The sequence below is a fragment of the Neorhizobium puerariae genome (assembly GCF_042429745.1).
Lineage (GTDB): Bacteria > Pseudomonadota > Alphaproteobacteria > Rhizobiales > Rhizobiaceae > Neorhizobium > Neorhizobium puerariae.
Window position 1 is genome coordinate 72,853 of record NZ_JBHMAA010000037.1, and the last position, 21,712, is coordinate 94,564.

The 21,712-nt window shown below is 64.2% G+C and carries 23 protein-coding genes and 1 tRNA gene; 15 read left to right on the forward strand and 9 right to left on the reverse strand.

Features of this window, described 5'->3' with window-relative positions; genetic code table 11:
- Positions 1-32 precede the first annotated feature (32 nt).
- On the forward strand, positions 33-1,007 hold the full coding sequence (locus ACFFP0_RS28340) for a YihY/virulence factor BrkB family protein (RefSeq protein WP_377265573.1): 975 nt from the start codon (positions 33-35) through the stop codon (positions 1,005-1,007).
- Here the strand turns inward: ACFFP0_RS28340 and gluQRS are convergent.
- On the reverse strand, positions 936-1,832 hold the full coding sequence (gene gluQRS, locus ACFFP0_RS28345) for a tRNA glutamyl-Q(34) synthetase GluQRS (protein WP_377265574.1): 897 nt from the start codon (positions 1,830-1,832) through the stop codon (positions 936-938). The genes ACFFP0_RS28340 and gluQRS overlap by 72 nt on opposite strands.
- Here gluQRS and ACFFP0_RS28350 point away from each other — a divergent pair.
- Both ACFFP0_RS28350 and ACFFP0_RS28355 read left to right on the forward strand, forming a co-directional pair.
- Entirely contained in the window at positions 1,816-2,511 is a 696-nt protein-coding gene (locus tag ACFFP0_RS28350; RefSeq protein ID WP_377265575.1) for a DNA-3-methyladenine glycosylase family protein, read from the forward strand. The two genes, gluQRS and ACFFP0_RS28350, sit on opposite strands and share 17 nt — an antisense overlap.
- Before the next feature lie 205 nt (positions 2,512-2,716).
- Positions 2,717-3,274, forward strand: a complete 558-nt coding sequence (locus ACFFP0_RS28355) for an HNH endonuclease (RefSeq protein WP_377265576.1) — start codon at positions 2,717-2,719, stop codon at positions 3,272-3,274.
- A gap of 39 nt (positions 3,275-3,313) precedes the next feature.
- On the opposite strand, the gene ACFFP0_RS28360 is transcribed toward ACFFP0_RS28355, so the two are convergent.
- Complete coding sequence (locus ACFFP0_RS28360) at positions 3,314-3,823, reverse strand: disulfide bond formation protein B (protein ID WP_377265597.1); 510 nt, start codon at positions 3,821-3,823, stop codon at positions 3,314-3,316.
- 631 nt (positions 3,824-4,454) lie between these two features.
- On the opposite strand from ACFFP0_RS28360, the gene ACFFP0_RS28365 reads away from it, so the two are divergent.
- Entirely contained in the window at positions 4,455-4,631 is a 177-nt protein-coding gene (locus ACFFP0_RS28365) for a hypothetical protein (protein WP_377265577.1), read from the forward strand.
- Between the two features lie 83 nt (positions 4,632-4,714).
- On the opposite strand, the gene ACFFP0_RS28370 is transcribed toward ACFFP0_RS28365, so the two are convergent.
- Positions 4,715-4,799 (reverse strand) — tRNA-Leu (locus ACFFP0_RS28370).
- A gap of 220 nt (positions 4,800-5,019) precedes the next feature.
- Between ACFFP0_RS28370 and ACFFP0_RS28375 the strand changes: the two genes are divergently transcribed.
- Positions 5,020-6,654 (forward strand): AMP-binding protein, encoded by a 1,635-nt coding sequence (locus tag ACFFP0_RS28375; protein ID WP_377265578.1) that lies wholly within the window; start codon positions 5,020-5,022, stop codon positions 6,652-6,654.
- A 12-nt stretch (positions 6,655-6,666) separates the two neighbouring features.
- On the opposite strand, the gene ACFFP0_RS28380 is transcribed toward ACFFP0_RS28375, so the two are convergent.
- From ACFFP0_RS28380 to secA, 3 genes are all read right to left on the reverse strand, one after another.
- Entirely contained in the window at positions 6,667-7,944 is a 1,278-nt protein-coding gene (locus ACFFP0_RS28380; protein WP_377265598.1) for a GNAT family N-acetyltransferase, read from the reverse strand.
- A gap of 2 nt (positions 7,945-7,946) precedes the next feature.
- Positions 7,947-9,359, reverse strand: a complete 1,413-nt coding sequence (locus tag ACFFP0_RS28385; RefSeq protein ID WP_377265599.1) for a lipopolysaccharide biosynthesis protein — start codon at positions 9,357-9,359, stop codon at positions 7,947-7,949.
- Between the two features lie 178 nt (positions 9,360-9,537).
- A complete protein-coding gene (gene secA, locus ACFFP0_RS28390) occupies positions 9,538-12,249 on the reverse strand; it encodes a preprotein translocase subunit SecA (protein ID WP_377265579.1) in 2,712 nt (903 codons plus the stop codon).
- Between the two features lie 274 nt (positions 12,250-12,523).
- On the opposite strand from secA, the gene ACFFP0_RS28395 reads away from it, so the two are divergent.
- The 6 genes from ACFFP0_RS28395 to ACFFP0_RS28420 all read left to right on the forward strand — a co-directional run bounded on the left by ACFFP0_RS28395 (position 12,524) and on the right by ACFFP0_RS28420 (position 16,769).
- Entirely contained in the window at positions 12,524-13,405 is an 882-nt protein-coding gene (locus ACFFP0_RS28395; protein ID WP_377265580.1) for a peptidylprolyl isomerase, read from the forward strand.
- A gap of 264 nt (positions 13,406-13,669) precedes the next feature.
- Positions 13,670-14,911, forward strand: coding sequence for a bifunctional glutamate N-acetyltransferase/amino-acid acetyltransferase ArgJ (argJ, locus tag ACFFP0_RS28400; RefSeq protein ID WP_377265581.1), 1,242 nt, complete (start codon positions 13,670-13,672; stop codon positions 14,909-14,911).
- A gap of 9 nt (positions 14,912-14,920) precedes the next feature.
- Positions 14,921-15,694 carry a GNAT family N-acetyltransferase gene (locus ACFFP0_RS28405; protein ID WP_377265582.1) on the forward strand — a complete coding sequence of 258 codons (774 nt, stop codon included), beginning with the start codon at positions 14,921-14,923 and terminating at the stop codon, positions 15,692-15,694.
- A 2-nt stretch (positions 15,695-15,696) separates the two neighbouring features.
- The gene (mutT, locus tag ACFFP0_RS28410; RefSeq protein WP_377265583.1) at positions 15,697-16,110 is read left to right on the forward strand and encodes an 8-oxo-dGTP diphosphatase MutT; all 414 of its coding nucleotides are present in this window, start codon (positions 15,697-15,699) and stop codon (positions 16,108-16,110) included.
- Between the two features lie 116 nt (positions 16,111-16,226).
- A complete protein-coding gene (locus tag ACFFP0_RS28415) occupies positions 16,227-16,544 on the forward strand; it encodes a hypothetical protein (protein WP_377265584.1) in 318 nt (105 codons plus the stop codon).
- A 51-nt stretch (positions 16,545-16,595) separates the two neighbouring features.
- Positions 16,596-16,769, forward strand: coding sequence for a Flp family type IVb pilin (locus ACFFP0_RS28420; protein ID WP_377265585.1), 174 nt, complete (start codon positions 16,596-16,598; stop codon positions 16,767-16,769).
- Positions 16,770-16,772: 3 nt separating this feature from the next.
- Here the strand turns inward: ACFFP0_RS28420 and ACFFP0_RS28425 are convergent, their stop codons facing one another.
- A complete protein-coding gene (locus ACFFP0_RS28425) occupies positions 16,773-17,645 on the reverse strand; it encodes a methyltransferase domain-containing protein (protein WP_377265586.1) in 873 nt (290 codons plus the stop codon).
- A gap of 112 nt (positions 17,646-17,757) precedes the next feature.
- Between ACFFP0_RS28425 and ACFFP0_RS28430 the strand changes: the two genes are divergently transcribed.
- The 4 genes from ACFFP0_RS28430 to ACFFP0_RS28445 all read left to right on the forward strand — a co-directional run bounded on the left by ACFFP0_RS28430 (position 17,758) and on the right by ACFFP0_RS28445 (position 20,174).
- Positions 17,758-18,534 (forward strand): ComF family protein, encoded by a 777-nt coding sequence (locus tag ACFFP0_RS28430; protein WP_377265587.1) that lies wholly within the window; start codon positions 17,758-17,760, stop codon positions 18,532-18,534.
- Positions 18,535-18,613: 79 nt separating this feature from the next.
- Positions 18,614-18,871 (forward strand): glutaredoxin 3, encoded by a 258-nt coding sequence (grxC, locus tag ACFFP0_RS28435; protein WP_377265588.1) that lies wholly within the window; start codon positions 18,614-18,616, stop codon positions 18,869-18,871.
- Positions 18,872-18,882: 11 nt separating this feature from the next.
- A complete protein-coding gene (locus ACFFP0_RS28440; RefSeq protein ID WP_377265589.1) occupies positions 18,883-19,749 on the forward strand; it encodes a carbon-nitrogen hydrolase family protein in 867 nt (288 codons plus the stop codon).
- Positions 19,746-20,174, forward strand: coding sequence for a DUF1178 family protein (locus ACFFP0_RS28445; protein WP_377265590.1), 429 nt, complete (start codon positions 19,746-19,748; stop codon positions 20,172-20,174). The genes ACFFP0_RS28440 and ACFFP0_RS28445 overlap by 4 nt, the downstream gene beginning before the upstream one ends.
- A 205-nt stretch (positions 20,175-20,379) precedes the next feature.
- On the opposite strand, the gene ubiG is transcribed toward ACFFP0_RS28445, so the two are convergent.
- Entirely contained in the window at positions 20,380-21,126 is a 747-nt protein-coding gene (gene ubiG, locus ACFFP0_RS28450; protein WP_377265591.1) for a bifunctional 2-polyprenyl-6-hydroxyphenol methylase/3-demethylubiquinol 3-O-methyltransferase UbiG, read from the reverse strand.
- A gap of 5 nt (positions 21,127-21,131) precedes the next feature.
- On the reverse strand, positions 21,132-21,712 hold a 581-nt coding region (locus ACFFP0_RS28455; RefSeq protein ID WP_377265592.1), incomplete at its 5' end, for a hypothetical protein.

Sequence of the window (21,712 nt, forward strand, 5' to 3'; positions counted from 1 at the left end):
ATATTTTGCGCCGAGCCACAACGGAGTTGACATTGCCCGAAGAGAACCGCCCGTACCGGTGGTACAAGCTTACCTTCAAGGTTCTTTGGGATGCCTATTGGCATTTCTCCGACGACGACGGGTGGGCGATGGCGAGCCATGTGGCCCTGTCCGGCCTGCTTGCCCTCTTTCCTTTCCTGATCTTCGGCACCGCGCTTGCCGGTTTCCTGGGAGCGGGCGGATTTTCCGAAACCGCGGTGCACCTGCTCTTCGATGCCTGGCCGGCGGATATCGCAGCGCCGATCGCATCGGAGATCCAGCGCGTGCTGACCATTCCCCGCGGCGGCCTGCTGACGGTATCGGTGTTGGCCGCGGCCTATTTCGCCTCCAACGGGGTGGAGGCGCTGCGGATTTCCCTCAATCGCGCCTATCGGGTCACGGAAACCCGGCCGTGGTACGTGACCCGGCTGGCGAGCCTCGGTTATGTCGTCGTGGCGGTGGTGGTCTTCGCCTTGATCAGCATCGTGCTCGTCGCCCTTCCGGTCGCGCAGCGATTTGCCGAGACGCGGTTTCCCTGGCTGATCGGCGATCTGGCGAAGGCGGCGAACTGGGGCCTTTACGGCACGGCCCTGGTCCTGATGATCGGCCTTCTGCTCTCGCACAAATGGCTTCCGGCCGGCGACCGGCGGATCATCGACGTCCTGCCGGGCATCACGCTGACGCTCATTCTCTGGACCGCGTTCGGTTTCGGTTTTGCGGCCTATCTTTCGACCTTCGCCAATTATGCCGCGACCTATGCGGGGCTGGCGTCGATCATGATCGTCCTGATCTTCCTCTACATGGTCGCGGTGATCTTCATGCTGGGCGCGGAGCTCAACGCGGCATTGATGAAATACCGGGTCTATTCAGTGTTCTCCCGGCTCAGGAGAGGGCGCCGCCGCCGCGAAGAGATGCCGTCAAAGACCGACGAGGCGGCGGATATCGGCGGGGGAGAGGCCCTGGTCGCGAAGCGCCGCAAGTCCCGTTGAGCCCTCGCTTTTCGACAGTTTCCGCCCGTCCGCTCCAAGCAGGAGCCGGTGGTGGCGGTAGATCGGCTGCGGCAAACCCAGAAGTTCCTGGAGCAGGCGGTGCACCGCCGTCGCCTCGAAGAGATCGAGCCCGCGCACCACATGCGTGATTCCCTGCCCGGCATCGTCCACCGTGACCGACAGGTGATAGCTCGACGGTGCATCGGAGCGCGAAAGCACGACGTCGCCCCAGAGCGACGGATCGGCGGGGATTTCGCCGCGCTCTCCGTCGCCGGTTTCCATCCAGCTCAACGGCCTGCCGACCAGTCGCAGCGCCTTTGCCATGTCGAGCCGGAAGGCGTGCCGGCTGCCCCTGCCAATCAGTACCCGGCGTTCCGCCTCGCTGCGATGCCTGTCGTCCTGCGGATAGAATGGCGAGCCGTCGGGATCGCGCGGCCAGATCTTCCCGTCCGCTTCATGTGCCGCGACCCTGGCCTTTACCTTGCCGCGGGTCATGAAGGCGGGATAAACGAGGCCCATTTCCATCAGACGGTCGAGTGCCGCGCGATAGGCATCGAAATGTTCCGACTGGCGGCGCACCGGCTTTTCCCACTCGATCCCGAGCCAGCCGAGGTCACGGTAGATCGCCGTCTCGAATTCCGGCGTGCAGCGGGCAAGGTCGATATCCTCGATGCGCAGGAGAAAACGTCCGCCCGCCTTCTTCGCCATGTCGTGATTGAGGAGCGCCGACAGGGCATGCCCGAGATGGAGAAGCCCATTCGGGCTTGGCGCGAAACGATAGACCGGTTTATCAGAGGGTGGAGCGGGCATGGCTTCTTCTGCCATGCTTTTTGAAAGGCTGCCACCGGAGAGGAAGGGCCAGGTGAAGGTCATCCGCGACCATTCGGATATCCAGACCGGGCTGGAAGCGCTGGTCGGGCTCGATCCGCGGCTTCAGGCCGTTGCCGACGTCTCGGGGCCGGTGCCTCTCCGGCTCAGCGAACCGGGTTTTGCAGGCCTTGCCTCGATCGTCGTGTCGCAGATGGTTTCGAGGGCGAGCGCCGAGGCGATCTGGAGAAGGATCACCGCGGCCGGCCCGGTGACGGCCGCGGGTTATGCGGCGCTTTCCACGGAGGCCGTCGCGACATTCGGCCTCTCCCGGGCCAAAGCGGCGACCCTTCTCAATCTTTCCACAGCTATTTCGGAAGGGCGTTTCGATCTCGGCGCCATCGGCGGGCTGGAAACGGCCGAAGCGATCCGGCGGATGACAGCGCTTCCCGGCGTCGGTCCGTGGACGGCGGAGGTCTATCTGATGTTCTGCGGCGGCCACCGGGACATATTCCCGGCCGGCGACGTGGCGCTGCAGGCGGCGGTGGCCGATGCGCTCGGTTTGGAAAGTCGGCCTTCGCCCGGAAAACTTGCGTTGATGGCGGAGATCTGGAGCCCATGGCGATCGGTCGCGGCACGGCTTTTCTGGGCCTATTATGCGGTGAAAATGCGTCGGAACGTCGCACCTCTCGTCTAGAGCGCCGTGCGTCCTTTCGGACGCACAAAGGACGCTCTACCCCATTGAATCCAAGCATCGCGCTTTCCGAAAATCGATTCCGATTTTCGGGCCGATGCCGTAGCGCCCGCCCTCAAGTATCCCACTGCATTTATTGGGCTTCACAATCCTGTAACAACGGACCTAATATAGAAAATACAGAAGCCGAATCGGGTAGGAGCGTCACTTGACGATTGCAGTCTCCCCGCAGGCCCTGCCGGCGCTCGTGTTGAACGCTGACTACCGGCCGCTGAGTTATTATCCCTTGTCGTTGTGGTCCTGGCAGGACGCGATCAAGGCGGTCTTTCTCGACCGAGTGAATATCATCGCGGAATACGAACAATCGGTCTGCTCACCGAGCTTTTCGATGAAGCTGCCGAGTGTCGTCAGCCTCAAGACCTATGTGCAGCCGACCCGCAACCCGGCCTTCACCCGGTTCAACGTCTTCCTGCGCGACAAGTTCGAATGCCAGTATTGCGGCAACCATGACGACCTGACCTTCGATCACGTCATCCCCCGTGCGCATGGCGGCGAGACGACCTGGGAAAATGTCGTGGCGGCCTGCTCGCCCTGCAATCTCAGGAAGGGCAGCAAACTGCCGAAGCAGGCCGGCATGTTCCCGCACCAGAAGCCTTATCAGCCGACGGTTCAGGACCTCCACAACAACGGCCGGCTTTTCCCGCCGAACTACCTGCACGAAAGCTGGATGGACTATCTCTACTGGGATACGGAACTGCAGCCGTAAGCCACCGCGCTATTCGCGCGTCTGCATCGGAAGGCCGCGTCAAGCGGCCTTTTTCGCGCCGGCGAAGGCGATGGCGGCCAGGATCAGGCTGGCAATGACGTTCCAGCCCGCGAAGGAGAGGCCCAGAACGCGAAGGGCGGCTTCCGTGCAGGAGGGACCGTGGACCGTGTTGAGATCGGACAGCAAGCTGCCTGCATTGGTGGTCACGCCCGCGCCCCCGCCGCAGCTTGCGGGACCTTCCCAGAACTGCCATTCGACCCCCGAGTGGTAGACGCCCATGCCGGCGCCGACCAGCATCATCACCCCGATGACGACGAGCAATGCGCGCGTCACCCAGGACGGCAGGCCGAGGGCGGAGGCGACGATCGCCAGGATACCGACCGGAATTCCGTAATAATAGGGATTGCGCTGCAGAAGACACAGCGCACAGGGGATATAGCCGCCGATATACTGGAAGGCCAGCGCCCCGCCGACGGTCGCCGCCATGCCGAGGGTGACAACGATGGCATAGCCGATGCCGGTGCGCGAACGGGGAGTGGAAGCTGTCAGCGCCATGCGCTTCTCCTGTTTGATGCCTGGCTCACTTAGAGCAGATACCGCAGCGCTGTAAATGATCGCGGGCGAGACAGATCGTCTCCGTCGCGGCACTTTTTCGTGAGTTTGCGGAGGATTTGTGGTGTCCCGCTCCGAAACCGAAATGGCACCTGCTTCGGAACCGGATTCCTGTCCGCGGGCCTGGCCGGCGACAGGCCGGCAAGGGTCGACGAACCCCGGCCAAGCTGCCGTTTCGGACGGTCTCGGAGGCTCCGGCCAGGACGGATTTGCGCCTTGCCCGGACGGATTGTGCCTATCTCCTGCTCATGGCAATATTCTCCTTGCCAACCATAGACTTAGCAGTCAATTTCCCTTGCGTTTCAGGGCTTTCGGGCGGCAAAATCTTGTCTGAAAGACGTCCGGCCTGTGCCTCTTTCATCAAGGTCGCGGGAGATCGATTTTGTTCTATTCCCAGATTGGGCAGGTTGCCGAGGTACAGGGCGATGAGCGTGTCTCCGTCAAGGCGGGGCAGGCGGGATGGCTGCTCTACGGCCCTATGTGACGCTTTCTCCAGGCCGTTACCTGGTGGAGTTCCAGATCGAGGCCGATCCGGCCGTGCCGGCTCAGAAGGTCTGTTGCAGGGTCGATGTTGCGGCAGGCCATCGACGCGATGGTGATCGAGTGGCACAAATGGTGGTCCAAGGACAGGACCCAGATGGACCTCATCGCTCCACTGATCGAGGCGGGTTTCGTTGTGCTCGACAAGACGAGTTCGTCCAATCCCCATGCGGGACTGCTTTACGCCGTCAGGGCGACCCGGTGACCGTTGGCGGTGTCCGACATGCGAAGGACGCTGCCGAAAAACGTCGCCGCATCTGGGGATTGAGATGGAAAGCTGGTCCGTTCTGGTGCCCCGTGCCGGAATCGAACCAGCACTCCTTTCGGAACCTGATTTTGAGTCAGGCGCGTCTACCAATTCCGCCAACGGGGCACTTCGGTAGTGGCAGCGCTCTATCACGAGGCGGTGCCGCCGTGCAAGAATGAAGTGCCTCCGGCCGGTGCAAAGTGGCGGGCGCGGTCGATACGGGGTGCGGCCCGGAATGCGGTCGCGGCGGGGGTATTCCCAAACGGCATACCGTCTTGCGTCCCTTTCCCTTGTATTTCAAGTTTCGAAGATGTTAGCTGGTGCAGCAAAATGAGAAGTATCGTCCATGAAGCTGCCTGCCGGCTCCTCTTATGAAGACCTCGCGCGCGATTTCGCCTGGGAGGTCCCGCCAAGGTTCAATATGGGCGAGGTGGTCAGCGATGCATGGGCCGCCTCGCATCCCGGGCGTATCTGCCTCCAGCATTTCAGCCCCGAGGGCAATCATCAGGCCCTGACATATGGCGAGTTGTCGGCGCGCTCGGCCGCTTTCGCCAATGCGCTGGTGGCGCTCGGCCTGAAGCCCGGCGATCGTATCGGGCTTCTCCTGCCGCAGAGTTTCGAGACGGTCGTCGCGCATGTGGCGATCTACAAGATGGGCGCCATCGCCCTGCCGCTGGCGCTGCTGTTCGGCGCCGAGGCGCTGGAATACCGGCTGAAGGCTTCGGGAGCGTCGGCCATCGTCACCAATGCCTTCGGTCTCACGCGGCTTGCCGATATCGGCGGGAAGCTGCCGGATCTGAAGCATGTGATCGTTACGGGCGACGTTTCCGCCAGCGAGGGTGTGCTTTCTTTCGACACGTTGGTTTCCGGTCATCCGCGCCGGTTCGACGTGGCGGAGACGGGACCGGACGATCCGGCGCTGATGATCTTCACCTCCGGCACGACCGGCCCGCCGAAGGCGGCGCTGCACGGTCACCGCGTTCTCGCCGGCCATATCCCGGGCTTCCAGCTTGCACACGAGTTCGCGCCGCGGGAGGGCGACCGGATCTGGACACCTTCCGACTGGGCCTGGGCGGGAGGCCTGCTGAACGTGCTCATGCCGGCGCTGATGCTCGGAATTCCCGTCGTCTCGTCGCCGGCGCAGAAATTCGATGCGGACATGGCGTTCCGCATCATGGCGGAGATGGACGTGCGCAACGCCTTCATTCCGCCGACGGCGTTGCGGTTGCTGAAATCCGTCGAGAAGCCGCTCGAAAAATACGATCTCAGGCTGCGCACGGTCGCTTCGGCTGGCGAGGCGCTCGGCCGGGAGACCTATGACTGGGCCAGATCGGCGCTCGGTCTGACCGTCAACGAGTTCTACGGCCAGACGGAATGCAATTTCGTGCTTTCGTCCGCCGCCCATCTCGGCGTGTCGCGCGGCGGCGCGATCGGGCGCGCGGTGCCCGGCCACCGGGTCGCGGTGGTGGACGACCGGGGGGACGAACTGCCGCCCGGCAAGATGGGGCAGATCGCCATTCGCCGGCCCGATCCGGTGATGTTTCTCGGCTACTGGAACGATGAGGCGGCAACGGCGGGCAAGTTCGCCGGGGACTGGCTCCTGACCGGCGATCTCGGCCGTCAGGACCGGGATGGCTATGTCGAGTTCATCGGGCGTGACGACGACGTCATCACCTCTTCCGGTTACCGGATCGGGCCGAGCGAGATCGAGGACTGCCTGACGGGGCATCCGGCCGTGCGGCTTGCCGCGGTCGTCGGCAAACCGGACCCGGTCCGCACCGAGATCGTCAAGGCCTATGTGGTGCTCGCGCCGGGTCACAGTCCGGGCGAAGCACTGGCGGCGGACATCCGCGAATGGGTGAAGACGCGGCTTTCCATGCACGAATACCCTCGCGAGGTCGCCTTCGTCGACGATATTCCGCTGACGACCAGCGGCAAGGTCATCCGCCGGCTGCTTCGCGAGCGCGCCGCGGCGGAATGATGCGCTGAAGCCTCAGGCGCCGCGGCCGGCGATCGACAGGATCTTCTCCCTGAGGATGCGGGCCATGTTGCGGGTGTTGCGATAGAGGTGAAGCTGGGCGGCCACCTGGCGCACGTCGCGGTCGCCGTTCTGGGCGAGCCCGATCACCAGGGTGCCCATTTCCTCGCGCTCTTCCCAGAAGCGGCTCATGATCGGGTGATCCGGCACGGCGCAGCTGTCGGTGCGCATGATGTTGGCGTCTTCGAGGTGCCATTCGGTGAGTTTCATCATCAGCAGCTTGCCGGGGGAATAAGTGGCGAAATCCTCGTCATAGGCCGTCTTCCAGGTATAGGCATCGCCGGCCATGAGGAAGACGACGAGCGAGGCGATGGCGCGCCCCTCGAAATCGACGGTGTGGATGCGCACCGCATCGACCTCGGCCAGATTGGTGATCGCTTCGCGGGCGAAGGCGGAACGATAGCGGTCGTTGATCAGCGCCGAGCGTCTGCGGCCCTTCCAGCCCTTGGCCTCCAGCAGCAGGAATTCCTCCATGCGCAGCCGGATCTCCTCGGGCTGGCGCGCGACCGAATAGGCGAGCTTTCCCTTGTTTCCCAGGTTGCGCCACAGGCGGCGCATCTCGCGGAAGTGATGCGGGGAGATCGCGTGCTTCAGGTAGGTCTCGCCGTCGAGCAGGCTTTCCAGTATCGGGCGCTGAAACGGATCGGTCACGGTGACGGGCAGGTTGCGGCCGATCGCGACCGCCTTGGCAAGCTGGGCGAACCGGCCGTCGAGCCGCACGTCCGGCAATACGAGCACGGAAGGAAGCCGCGCCTCCCGCAGGGCGAGCGCTTCAAGGAGATTGTCGATCGTCTCGGCCGCATCCTCGGCATCGACGAGCGGCGTGCCGAGGGGGCCGAACGGGTTTGCCCAGGTCCGGATGATCGAGGCGCCCATCGAGAAACCGGGTTTTTCCACGGTGAACGGCATCAGCAGCCGGAGGCGGCTGCGGGCGCCGCTTTCGTCGCGGACCAGGGCCAGGCGCACCTGCTTGTCCTCGACGCGCGGCATGGCCGGTGCGAGCAGGCGGGCCGAAAAGAAGATGTTCGGCTCCATGGCGCGGTTCGACAGGAACTCCAGCTCCTCCTGCAGGTCGTAGCCGAGCGCTGCGGGATAAAGGCAGAGCTCGCGTCCCGGCCGGCCGATCGGCAGGTGCGTGTCCGCGCCGGGACGTTCGGTCCGAAATGCGGGGATCGCGGGGAACCGGTCACCGCCATTGTTTTCGGATTCGCCGCTGATCGGGGGGTGGGCCATGGTCATGGAGCCTTTGAGGGATCGGAGGGCATGGGGTCGGCGAAGGCGAAAAGCACGATGCCGAGCGTGCGGCGCACGGCTATGTGCAGCAATATGGCCTCTATGATCATCGCCGATGCCGTCGCCATGGCGGCGCCGGTGAGCCCGAAACGCGGGATCAGGGCGATGTTCAGGCCGATGTTCGCCAGAAGCGTGACGGCATAAAGCAGGACGCAGAGCTTCTGGCGGCCGGCCATGCTGAGCAGAACCTCGCCCGGACCGACCATGGACTTGGCGAGGATGCCGGCGAAGAGGATCGCCATCAGCCAGTAGCCTGCGGTGAACGCGCTGCCGAAGAGCGAGAGCAGCAGCTCGCCGGCGGCGAGCGCCAGAAGGCCGATTGCGAGCGACGGCCAGAAGCTCCAGCGGGCGGTCTGGCCGGCGAAGGCGGCGAGCGCCGTCATGTCCGCTTCCGCCATGATCGCGGAAAAGCGCGGGCCAGCCGCCGCCTTGATGGAAAAGTAGACGAACTGGACGAGGACGATGGTCTTGGCCGCCGCGTAATAGATGCCGACCTGATCCGGGGGCAGATAGAGGCCGACGACGACCACATCCGCATTGGTCAGCAGGAAGCCGATGCCGTCCACGAGGAAAAGCGGCAGCGAATAGCGGAACCAGACGCCGGTCTCGAATTTCTTCGGGCCGCTGCCGTATTCCCGGCGCAGCCGGAGCGTCAGGCGAAAGAGTTGCGACAGCGTCGTGACATAGGTCGCCGCCAATGCGGCCTGCATGGCGGTGACGGCCGTCTGCGGTGCGCCGAGCCACAGGGCGGCCAGCATGAAGAGGAGGATCAGCGTCGGGCGGATGAGATAGGTCGGGCTCAGCGCCGTCACCGTCCAGCCGTTCGAGCGGGCGGTTCCGTCGAGCACGTCTCCGAGCGCGATCATCGGCATGGTGAAGAACGCGAGCGAGACCGGCACGAGATAATAGGCCTCGAACCTGTCGCCGAAGAGATGCAGGAAGGCAAGCCCGAGACCGGCGATGACGCTTGAGGAGACGAGCGCCACGAGGCGCACGGCGAGGTTCAGGCCGCGCACCGTCTCCATCTCTCCCCGCGCCTTGTGCTGGTGCAGGAAGCGGATGACCGAGGTGTGGAAGCCGAGGCAGGAGAGGTTGCCCACGAGCACGACCAGCACCCAGACGAAGGCGAAGATGCCGTATTGGAATTCGCCCATCAGGCGGGCGAGCACGATCTGCGAGACGAACGCGATCGCGGCGCTGAAGACGCGGATAACGAAGGCGATGAGTGCCCGGCGCCGGGCGCGGGCCGTTTCGTCATGATCGGTGAGGACCGCGCGGAGCTTGCGCGTCAGCGGATGCAGCCGGGCGCGCAAGCCTGGCGGAAGCAATCTCTCCGCTGTTTCCATGACCGCCATGATGGGCACGCAATACTCGTAACAACGACGGGAACAATGGCGGAAAGTGTTGCCACAGCAGGGTTAAGAAAGGGTTCGCCTGGCAGTTAAAGCATTCATGATCTTCGACTTGCCGACGGAAAGAAAACGCCGCCCGGAGAGGCGGCGTCAGTCATGTCGTCTGTCGGCCGACCGGCAATCACACCTGTTCGAACGCGCCGTGGCAATGCTTGTATTTCTTGCCCGATCCGCAGGGGCAGGCCTCGTTGCGGCCGACCTTGCCCCAGGTGGAGGGGTCTTCCGGGCGGCGGTCCTGCGGGGCGGCGATGAAGTTCTCGCCGTCGAGGCCCGTGAACTGGTCCTCTCCGGTGATGGGGTCGACGTGGTGCCCCTCGAAGACCGGCGGCGGTTCCGGCGGCTCGGGGTTCTGGACCAGTTCCACGCGCATCATCTGGGCGGTCACCGCTTCGCGCAGGTTGGCGAGCAGCGCCTGGAAGAGCTCGAAGGCCTCTGCCTTGTATTCCTGCAGCGGATCGCGCTGGGCATAACCGCGGAAGCCGATCACCGAACGCAGGTGGTCGAGGTTGACGATATGCTCGCGCCACAGGTGGTCGAGCGTCTGGAGCAGCACGGAGCGCTCCACGTAGTTCATGATCTCCTGGCCGAAGCGCTCGCGGCGGTCGGTGGCTGCCTTGCCTGCCGCCGCGGTGATCCGCTCGCGGATATCGGTCTCGCCGATCCCTTCCTCCTTCACCCAGTCCTCGATCGGCAGGTCGAGGTTGAGCAGCCGTCCGGCATCTTCGCGAAGACCCGCCGCATTCCACTGCTCGGCATAGGCGCGCTCGGGAATGTGCTTGGCGACGAGAACCTCGATCACTTCGTTGCGCATCTCCTCGACCACTTCGGAAATATCCTCGGAATCCATCATCTCGAGGCGCTGTTCGAAGATCACCTTGCGCTGGTCGTTGGTGACGTCGTCGTATTTCAGGAGGTTCTTGCGGATGTCGAAGTTGCGGGCCTCGACCTTCTTCTGGGCGCGCTCCAGCGCCTTGTTGATCCAGGGATGGACGATCGCCTCGCCCTCCTTCAGGCCGAGCTTCTGCAGCATGCCGTCCATGCGGTCGGAGCCGAAGATGCGCATCAGGTCGTCCTGCAGCGACAGGTAGAATTTCGAACGGCCCGGGTCGCCCTGACGGCCGGAACGGCCGCGCAGCTGGTTGTCGATGCGTCGGCTTTCGTGGCGTTCGGTGGCGATGACGTAAAGACCGCCGGCAGCGAGCGCCTGCTCCTTGAGTTGCTTGATCTCCTGCCGGATCGCGGCTTCCTTCGCCACGCGTTCGGCCTCGTCCTCGATGCCTTCGAGTTCGCGCTCCAGGCGCATGTCGATATTGCCGCCGAGCTGGATGTCGGTGCCGCGGCCGGCCATGTTGGTGGCGATCGTCACGGCGCCCGGCACGCCGGCCTGCGAGACGATATAGGCTTCCTGCTCGTGGTAGCGCGCGTTCAGCACCTGGAACTTGTCGAAGCCGGACTGGCGCAGCAGGTTGGCGAGAAGTTCGGACTTCTCGATCGAGGTCGTGCCGACCAGAACCGGCTGGCCGCGTTCGTGGGCCGTCCTGATCTCTTCGATGATCGCCTTGAACTTCTCCTCGAAGGTCCGGTAGACCTCGTCGTCCTCGTCGATACGCTGGATCGGCAGGTTGGTGGGGACTTCCACCACTTCGAGCTTGTAGATGTTGCCGAACTCCTCCGCCTCGGTCGCGGCCGTGCCGGTCATGCCGGCCAGCTTCTCGTACATGCGGAAATAGTTCTGGAAGGTGATCGAGGAGAGCGTCTGGTTCTCCGGCTGGATCTGCACTTTTTCCTTGGCTTCGAGCGCCTGGTGCTGGCCTTCCGAATAACGGCGGCCGGGCATCATGCGGCCCGTGAACTCGTCGATGATGACGATCTCGTCGTTGCGGACGATATAGTCCTTGTCGCGTGTGAAGAGCTTGTGGGCCTTCAGCGCGTTGTTGATATGGTGGACGATCGCGACGTTCTCGACGTCGTAGAGGGATTCGCCCTTGAGCAGTCCGGCCTGGCGCAGCAGGTTCTCCAGCTTCTCGGTGCCCTGTTCGGAGAAGTTGGCGGAGCGCTGCTTCTCGTCGATCTCGTAATCTTCCGCAGAGAGTTGCGGAATGAAGGCGTCGATCGTGTTGTAGAGTTCGGAGCGGTCGTCGAGCGGGCCCGAGATGATCAGCGGCGTGCGCGCCTCGTCGACGAGGATCGAGTCCACTTCGTCGACGATCGCGTAATTGTGTCCGCGCTGGACCATCTGGCTGCGCTCGTACTTCATGTTGTCGCGCAGATAGTCGAAGCCGAGCTCGTTGTTGGTGGCGTAGGTGATGTCGCAGGCATAGGCCGTGCGGCGCTGGTCGTCGTCGAGGCCGTGGACGATGACGCCGGTGGTGAGGCCCAGGAAACCGTAGAGGCGGCCCATCGTGTTGGCGTCGCGCTGGGCGAGATAGTCGTTGACGGTGACCACATGCACGCCCTTGCCGGCGAGCGCATTGAGGTAGACGGGAAGCGTGGCGACCAGCGTCTTGCCTTCACCGGTCTTCATTTCGGCGATCGCGCCATCGTGAAGGATCATGCCGCCGGTGAGCTGGACGTCGAAAGGCCGCATGCCGAGCACGCGGCGGGAGGCCTCGCGCACCACCGCAAAGGCGGGGATCAGGATGTCGTCGAGCGTCTTGCCGTCGGCGAGCAGTTTCTTGAACTCGGCCGTCTGCGCGGCAAGCTGTTCGTCGGAGAGGGCCTTGGTCTTTTCTTCGATAGCATTGATCGCATCGATCCTCGGCTTGTAGCCGCGCACGCGACGATCGTTTGCCGAACCGAACAATTTGCGGGCGATGCCGCCAAGGCTGACCATACGAATGGTCCTTTCTGATCTCAGTCTCATGGGATCGCGGGCCGGGCTGCCGACCTGCGACCGGTTCGTCCCCGCACCGTCCAGGATGACGACAAAATGAACCCGCCACGCCCGGAAACTCTTCTGGACGCGAAGTTGCGTGACAGATAAGAGGGGGGTCGAATGATGTCAACGGTGGCGGCCGATACAGAATGGCCACAATCCGGTGTTTGTGAAGGTTTTCCGGCCGGAATCAGGCATTCTGAGACCGGTGCCCTATTCGAAAGGTGAATCGATGTTGCGCCACAAATTCCTCGTAACGGCCGCGCTCGCCGCTGCGATCTTTTCCCAGGCCCCGGCATTTTCGGCCGACGATCCGGTCGTCGCCAAGGTCGGCAGCCTGGAAATCCGTCAGTCCGAGCTCGATCTGGCCGTCCAGAACCTCGACCCGCAACTCGCACAGCTTCCCGAAGAACAGAAGAAGGTCGCGGCCCTTTCCGGCGCCATCGACGTGAAGCTGCTCGCCTCCGGTGCGCTCGCCGAAGGCATCAAGGACACGGAGGACTTCAAGAAGCGGATGACCTATATCGCCGACCGCGAACTCCACAACGCCTATTTCCGCAAGCACGTCATCGATGCCGTCAAGCCGGAAGAGGTGAAGGCCCGTTACGACAAGGAAATCGCAGGCCTGCCCAAGCAGGAAGAAGTGCATGCCCGCCACATTCTCGTGAAGACCGAGGACGAGGCCAAGGCGGTGATCGCCGATCTCGACAAGGGCAAGGATTTCGCCGAGATCGCCAAGGAGAAGTCCCAGGATTCCAACAAGGATGAAGGCGGCGACCTGGGCTGGTTCGGCCGCGGCCGCATGGTCCCGGAATTCGAGGAAGCCGCTTTCGCGCTCGAAAAGGGCACCTACACCAAGACCCCGGTCCAGTCCCAGTTCGGCTTCCACGTCATCAAGGTGGAAGACAAGCGCGACGCTCCGCCGCCGGCCTTCGAGCAGGTCGAAGAGCAGGTCAAGCAGCTCGTGATGCGCGACAAGTACGTGGCGCTGATCGACAAGGCCAAGAGCGAGCAGAAGGTCGACATCGTCGATCCGGCCCTCAAGAAGGGCTATGACGAGGTCAGCAAGATGCAGGATGCGGGCGATGCGCCGGTTCCGGCGCCGCAGCAGTAAGCCGATCGTGAGTGTCGGGTGAGGGGTAACCCCTCACTTGCGATTTCAACACCTGGCCAAAGCCGGGATGTTGAAATCGCTTTTTCTCCCGCAAGAGGGAGATAACCGCGCCGCATGCTCCGTGCCCAGCCTCTCCCCTTGCGGGAGAGGTTGCAAGATCAAGGTCTTGGCAAGGCTGAGCCCTTGATCTTGCCGGTGAGGGATCGCGGCCGTGAAATTCCGCCGAAGATTGCCCGACGACAACATCAAGCCAGGTATTTGACGATGTCCGCCTCCGTTTCGCCGCTTGCTCCGAAATCCTATCCCGAAATGCCGTCGCTCCGCGGCGTGCGCATGGCGACGGCCGCCGCCGGGATCAAGTACAAGAACCGCACCGATGTCCTGCTCATGGTTTTCGACAGGCCGGCGGCGGTGGCGGGTGTCTTCACCCGCTCCAAGTGCCCTTCGGCGCCGGTCGATTTCTGCCGTGCCAATCTGCCCCACGGGGTTGCGCGCGCCGTGGTCGTCAATTCCGGCAATGCCAATGCCTTCACGGGCATGAAGGGCAAGGCCGCGACGGCGCTGACGGCGAAGTCCGCGGCCGAGGCGGTCGGCTGCGGCGAGAACGAGGTCTATCTCGCCTCCACCGGCGTCATCGGCGAGCCGCTGGACGCCACGAAATTCTCCGGCGTGCTCGGCGACATGAACAGGACCGCCACCGGCGACTTCTGGCAGGAGGCGGCCAGGGCGATCATGACCACCGACACCTATCCGAAGGTCGCGACCCGCACCGCCGAGATCGGCGGCGTCAAGGTGACGATCAACGGCATCGCCAAGGGCGCCGGCATGATCGCGCCCGACATGGCGACCATGCTCTCCTTCGTGGTCACGGATGCGGACATCGCGCCGGCCGTGCTGCAGAACCTGCTGTCCGCCGGCGTCGAGCCGAGCTTCAATTCCATGACCGTCGACAGCGACACCTCGACATCCGATACGCTGATGCTGTTTGCGACAGGTGCTGCGGCCGGCGACGGCCAGGCCCGCGTCGAAAGCGAAGACGACCCGCGCCTCGATGGTTTCCGCTCCGCCCTGAACGATCTTCTCAAGAACCTGGCGACCCAGGTGGCTCGCGACGGCGAAGGCGCCACCAAGATGCTGGAGATCACGGTGACCGGCGCGGAAAGCGACGCCGCCGCGAAGACGATCGCCCTTTCCATCGCCAATTCGCCGCTGGTCAAGACGGCGGCCGCCGGCGAGGACGCCAACTGGGGCCGCATCGTCATGGCTGTCGGCAAGGCAGGCGAAGCCGCCGACCGCGACCGTCTGGCCATCTGGTTCGGCGACGTCCGCGTCGCCGTCAACGGCGAGCGCGATCCGGACTATTCGGAAGAGGCGGCCTCGAACGTGATGAAGCGGCAGGACATTCCGGTCAGGGTCGATATCGGTCTCGGCAACGGCAGGGCGACGGTCTGGACCTGCGATCTCACCAAGGAATATGTTGCCATCAACGGCGACTACCGGAGCTGAAGGGCATTGATGCAGGCTTCGTTCCGCAAAAACGATCTGCCTTTGGTGCGGCGGCTGGAGGCCGTGAGCTTCCGCGCCTGGCCGGCTGCGTCCGTCGTCTATGACGGGAGCTGGCAGGTGCGGCTCACCGGCGGCCATCCTTCCAAGCGGCTGAACTGCATCGTTCCGCTCGATCCCTCCGATCATCGGGACATGGCGATGCGGCTCGAGAAGGCGCGCAAGCGGTTCGCGGCCTACGGCCGGCCGCTTCTCGTCCGCGAAACGCCGCTCGCCCCGGGCGTGCTGATCGACCATCTCAGGTCCGAGGGGTGGAAGCCCTTCGAGACGGTGGATGTGCTGACCGTGGACCTTGCGGCGCTGGAACTGCCCGACACGCTCGATTACCTGCCGAGCCACGATGTCGGCCGGTTCATCGATGCGAGCCTCGCCGTCGAGGGCGACGATGCGGGGCCGAAACCGGCGATTGCCGAGATCCTCTCCGCCATCAAGCCGCCATCGGGCTTCTTCATGAAGGAAGACCCGGCGGGCGGGGCCATCGCCGTGGCGCTCTGCGTCCATGACAACGATCTGGCGGGCATTCTTTCCTTCGCGGTGGCGCAGGCCCGTCGGCGAGGGGGCGTCGGCACCGAAATCCTCTCCTCGGCGCTGCGCTGGGCGCGCATCAGCGGCGCGCGGTCGGCCTGGCTGCAGGTCGTTTCCACCAACGAGGCGGCGCTGGCGCTCTACCGTAAGTTCGGGTTCCGCAAGGCTTACGAATATCACTACTGGCGGCAGGAAGGCTGACGATGAATGACGCACCCCGCAGGCTTCTCCTGGTTGCCGCCTGTGCGCTGATCGATTCCGACGGGCGCATCCTCCTGGCCCAGCGGCCCGAGGGCAAGTCGCTTGCCGGCCTGTGGGAATTCCCGGGCGGCAAGGTGGAGCCGGGGGAAACGCCCGAGGAGACGCTGGTGCGGGAGCTGGAGGAGGAGCTCGGCATCTCCACGAAAATCCCCTGTCTCGCGCCGCTCACGTTCGCCAGCCACACCTATGAGACCTTCCATCTGCTGATGCCGCTCTATGTCTGCCGGCGCTTCGAAGGCATTCCGGTTGGCAGGGAAGGTCAGGCGATCAAATGGGTGCGACCCAATGCGCTGCGCGACTATCCCATGCCGCCGGCCGACGAGCCGCTCATCCCGATCCTGCAGGACCTGCTCTGATCGCGCGGATCGGTAAAATTAGAACAATCGAATTCATTCCGCGTTAAGGGATCGTTTAGCCGATTGTGCCACTTTCAGGCCTCGTGAAGTCATTGCGTTGACGGGGCTATGAAGGCATGGACGAGGAATTCTGGAAGGCTGTGCGGGGCCGGCAGCGGGCGACGTACGGTTCCGGCAGAACCGGCGCGCTCAACATCGCACTCCTGTTCGGCACGGCGGTCATCGCCCTTTCCCTGATCGTGACGCCGATGCTGGCGGGCCGCGACGACAACCGGCGTCTTGCAAACGTCCAGGAAGATTTCGACAAGATCACCACCGGCTCCATCAAGCCCGCCGAAAAGGGTATGAAAAACTATACGATCCGTCGCAGCGTGCTGCAGGAAACGCCGGGCTCGGTCTGCATCGTGCAGGGTTACGGAGACGGCGACTGCTGAGCCGGGCTGTCTGAGGCGCCTGGGTCCATCCATCCATCGTAAGGATAATTCATGCGCCTTTTCAGCCTGCTTCTCAAGAATACCAGCGGCGCGACGGCCGTGGAATACAGCCTGCTCATCTCCGTCATCGCGCTGGTGCTGTTCGCCGCGCTCGGCAAGGATCACGACGCCATCAACAACATGTTCGTGAAGATCGCCGGCGTCTACGAAAACGCCGCGCGCTGAGCGTCAGCCGGTCGCCTTGCCCAGGGCCTCGGCGAGCCGCATCTTCGCCGAACCCGGCTTCAGCGGCTGCTGCTGGCTCTCGTGGGGCGCCCAGCCCGAGGCGTAGACGATCGAGAACGTGGCGCGGACGCGGCCATCCGGATCGGAATGGCGCTCGGCGTAAAGCTCCGCCGCCCTGACGAAGAAGCGCCGCGTCACCGGCGCCCGGCTGCGGCCGGCAAGCGGGTTCGTCATGCCCATGGCGCGGAGGTCCCGCATCAGCGGAAAGAGCGAGTCGTAGCGCACCGTATAGGTTTCGATGTCGACCACCGGCAGCGCGAAACCGGCGCGCTGCAGGAGCGCCCCGATATCCCGCACGTCGGCGAAGGGAATGACCCGAGGACTTGCGCCGCCCGTCAGCTCCGCCTCGGCGGACAACAGGACGTCGCGCAGTTCCGAGAGGGTTCCCGCGCCGGGGATCGCCGCCAGGAAAAGTCCGTCCGGCTTCAGCGCCCGGCGGATGCGGACCAGCGTGCCGGGCGTATCGTTGACGAGATGCAGCGTCAGCGGCGAGAGCACGAGGTTGATCGATTCCGGCTCCAGCGGGACGTCTTCCCACGGAGCGGTGGCAATGTCCTCGCCGGCTGCGGCGAAGCCGGGGCTGCTTTCGACGCGGCGCATGGCGCCGATCTTGCCGGTCGCCAGCGCCTCGCGGGCGGCAATGCCCGGGCCGCCGTGCAGTTCGACGGCGGTCTCGAACCGGCGCTCGACGACGGCGAGGCGGTCCGCCAGCTCCCGGCCGGCGATCTGCAGCAGGAAGGCGGCGTTCGGATCATGGCCCGCAAGAGCCCGCTTCCGCCTTGCCTCGATCAGCCGTTCGTCGAAAAGAATTTCCATGTCCATCCACTCATATTCACGGTCCGCAAAAGCCACTCCGCCTTCGCCGGGGGTATCGGACTTCGCCGAAAACCGGTTCCCACTTTTCGGTCCGATGCTCTATTGTCAACCCATGTCCATCGAGCCGAGCCCCAGTGCCCTTCGATTTGTAGCATCCTTCGCCGCAGGGTGGACGAGATGGCTTTCCGATCTCGTCTATCCGCCGGTCTGCCCCGGCTGCGGCGTGCGGACCGGCGCGCATGGCGGCTTCTGCCCCTCCTGCTGGCGGGAAATCCGCTTCATCGAGCGGCCCTATTGCGAAATGCTCGGCCTGCCGTTCTCCTACGATCCCGGGCCGGGCATGCTGTCGGCCCAGGCGATCGCGAATCCGCCCGTCTTCGACCGGTTGCGTTCGGCGGCGATCTTCGAGGGGGCGGCGCGCGATCTCGTCCATTCGCTGAAATATAGGGACCGCACGGACCTTGCGCCAATGATGGCGGGCTGGATGCTGCGCGCCGCGGAAACCCATGTGGCGAACGCGGACGGCATCCTGCCGGTTCCGCTGCATCGTTCCCGGTTCACCCGGCGGAAGTTCAACCAGGCGGCGGAGCTCGGCCGGCATCTGGCGCAGACCTCCGGCAAGCCGTTCCTGCCTTCGACGCTCGTCCGCATCAAGCGCACCAGCCGTCAGGTGGGGCTTTCGGCACGGGCGCGCGAGGAGAATGTGCGGGCCGCCTTCGTCATCGCGCCGGGCCATGAAGCGGATGTTTTCGGAAAGCGGCTGGTGCTGGTCGACGACGTCTACACGACCGGCGCGACCGTCTCTTCCGCCACCCGGGCGCTGAAGAAGGCGGGCGCCGCCGAGGTCACGGTTTTGACCTTTGCAATGGCTGTTTCCGGGCCTATATGACAGAAGATGACAATTTTCGTGCGGCCTTTTCCGGCTTCCTTCCCAATCTGGCCCAATCTGGCCGCGCCCGGAGACGTTCATGGCAGATGTGACCATCTACACCCGCGAATATTGCGGCTACTGCGCCCGCGCCAAGGCTCTGCTCGATTCCAAGGGCGTTCCCTATACCGAGCATGACGCCACCTATTCGAGGGAGCTGCGCGAGGAGATGATCGGCAAGGCGAACGGCCGCGCCACTTTCCCGCAGATCTTCATCAACGGAGAGCATGTCGGCGGTTGCGACGACCTGCACGCGCTCGAACGGGCCGGCAGGCTCGATCCGATGCTGGCTGCCTGAGGAGCAAGGCGATGGCGTTCAAGGCAGCAGCGATCCAGATGTGCTCCGGTGTCGATCCGGAACGGAATGCCGCCGACATGGCCCGGCTGGTGCGCGAGGCGGCGGCGCATGGCGCGACCTACATCCAGACGCCGGAAATGACCGGAGCCCTGCAGCGGGACCGCAAGGCGATGCGCGAAGTCCTGCGCGACGAGGCGAGCGACATCATCGTTTCGACTGCCCGCGACCTTGCCGGCGAACTCGGCATCCATCTGCATGTCGGTTCGACGGCGATCGCCATCGAGGGCGGGAAGATCGCCAATCGCGCCTTCCTGTTTGCGCCCGGCGGCCGGCAGATCGCCACCTACGACAAGATCCACATGTTCGACGTCGACCTCGACAACGGCGAGAGCTGGCGCGAAAGCTCGGCCTATGAGCCGGGCGTTTCGGCGCGGGTGGCCGAACTGCCGTTTGCAAAGGTCGGGTTCGCCATCTGCTACGACGTCCGGTTTCCGCAGCTTTTCCGCGCCGAGGCGCTGGTGGGCGCCGAAATCCTGACGGTGCCCGCCGCCTTCACACGCCAGACCGGCGAGGCGCACTGGGAAATCCTGCTGCGCGCCCGCGCCATCGAAAACGGCGCCTTCGTGATCGCCGCCGCCCAGGCGGGCGTTCATGAGGACGGCCGCGAGACCTTCGGTCATTCGATGATCGTCGATCCCTGGGGCAAGGTGCTGGCGTCGGCGGGCGGAACCGGTGAGGCGGTCGTGCTTGCCGAAGTCGACATCGCGGCGGTAAAGGCCGCGCGCGGAAAGATCCCCAATCTCAAGAATGCCCGCGAATTCGTGCTCGACACGGTGCCGGACACGGCATCGGGCGCGGCGGGAGGTGTTGCTGCTTGATCAAGTATACGCTGACCTGTGAAAACGCCCACACATTCGAAGGCTGGTTCTCCGAAAGCGCCGATTTCGACCGCCAGGTGGAGAGCGGTTTCCTGACCTGTCCGGTGTGCAATTCCGCTTCGATCTCGAAATCGCTGATGGCGCCTTCCGTCTCCACCGCCCGCAAAAAGGAAGCGAAGCGGGAAATGGTGATGGACATGGCGCGGCAGGAGGCGATGGCGAAGCTGAAGCAGGCGATCGCCGAGATCAAGGCCGGTGCCGAGGACGTGGGCGAGAAGTTTCCGGAAGAAGCGCGCAAGATCCACTACGGCGAGGCGGATGCCCGCGGCATCATCGGCCAGGCGAGCCTCGGCGAGGTGCGCGACCTGCTGGAAGAGGGCATCGAAGTGGCCCCGCTGCCGGTGCTGCCCGAGGACGCCAACTGAGTTCACCCGGGCGGCCCCTTCATTTCAAAGAACCCGAAAGGCCGGGCGGATCGAGATTCGTTCGGCCTTTCGCGCATGTGGCGGGATGAAGTGTAGCCGGGGATGCGGAGGCGGGGATGATCATTCTTCGGGGAGGAGGATGCTCTTGCAGTCCTGCGCGCCGTGAAGAATCCTCAGAACGGATATCTCCCTGCCGAGAAGCGGGTTATCCCGCCCGTTTCGCCAGCATCATGTAATTGACGTCCATGTCGGCGGAAAGGTTCCAGCGGTCCTGCAGGACATTGTAGAAGACGCCGGTGCGGTGGACGATCTCCAGGCCGCTTGCCGAGAGCGGTCTTTCCAGCTCCTCCGGGCGGACCAGCTTTTCGTATTGATGCGTGCCCTTCGGCAGCCAGCGCAGGATGTTTTCGGCGGCGAAGATCGCCAGCGCGCCGGCCTTGAAGGTGCGGTTGATGGTGGCGACGAACATCAGCCCGCCGGGCCGGACCATTTTCGCGCAGGTGGAGATGAAGAAGTCCACGTCCGCGACATGTTCGACGACTTCCATGTTGAGCACGACGTCGAAGGTCTCGCCCGCTTCCGCGAGCTGCTCGGCGGTGACGGCGCGGTAGTCCACCACCGTGCCGGTCTCGGCCGCATGGGTGGAGGCGATGCCGATGTTCTTTTCCGACGGATCGGCGCCGACGACGGTGGCGCCCATGCGGGCGACCGGTTCCGAGAGCAGGCCGCCGCCGCAGCCGATATCCAGCACACGGAGACCGGCAAGCGGCAGGTGGCTCTTCGGGTCGCGGCCGAAATTCTCCGATATCCGGTCCCGGATATAGGCGAGCCGGACAGGGTTGAACTTATGGAGCGGCCTGAATTTTCCCGTCGGGTCCCACCATTCGGCCGCCATGGCGGAGAACCGGTCGACTTCGCTCTGATCGATGGTGCTGCGGGCGGCTTCGGTCATGGTCTTCATCCCTTCGTTTCATTGCCTGAAGTCGGATGACGGGAAAGGGAAGTCAAGAGTTTCTTGCTGTGGCGCCGTCCTGTCGCACGCTCGACGCAGGCCCGGACCAAATCCATTTCGGGCCAGTCCTGCTTTACCTGCCGCAGGCCGTCCATGACTCGCTTGTATCCTTCGAAAATCCGCGGCGCCTGGTTTGCGACGCAAAAAGGAAGTTCGGCGCAGGCCTTGCCGCTGAGGCCGATTTCCCGCTGGGCGCGGACGGCCCATGCCTGATGCGGCGAGGGCAGCATCGGGCCGCAGCACACACGCCGGCGGCGGCAGGTGCGCAGGCGGCATATACGCCCGCGGATGCACATGAGCGACGAGGTGGCGCGGCAGAGTTCCTCATGCTGCTCGGCCCGGCGCTTTTCGTATTCGCTGAAATCTGCTTTGCTCATGCGCGTTTTCCTCCATGCAGGGACGGATTCCGCCCTTGGCGATCCCGGTTGATTTTCTCTCCCGGTTTGACCGGGGGCAAGGTTTCGGCCGGGACACGTCGAGTGCCTCGTATTGAAATTGATAAGTGACACGCGACGTGTCCCGTTCG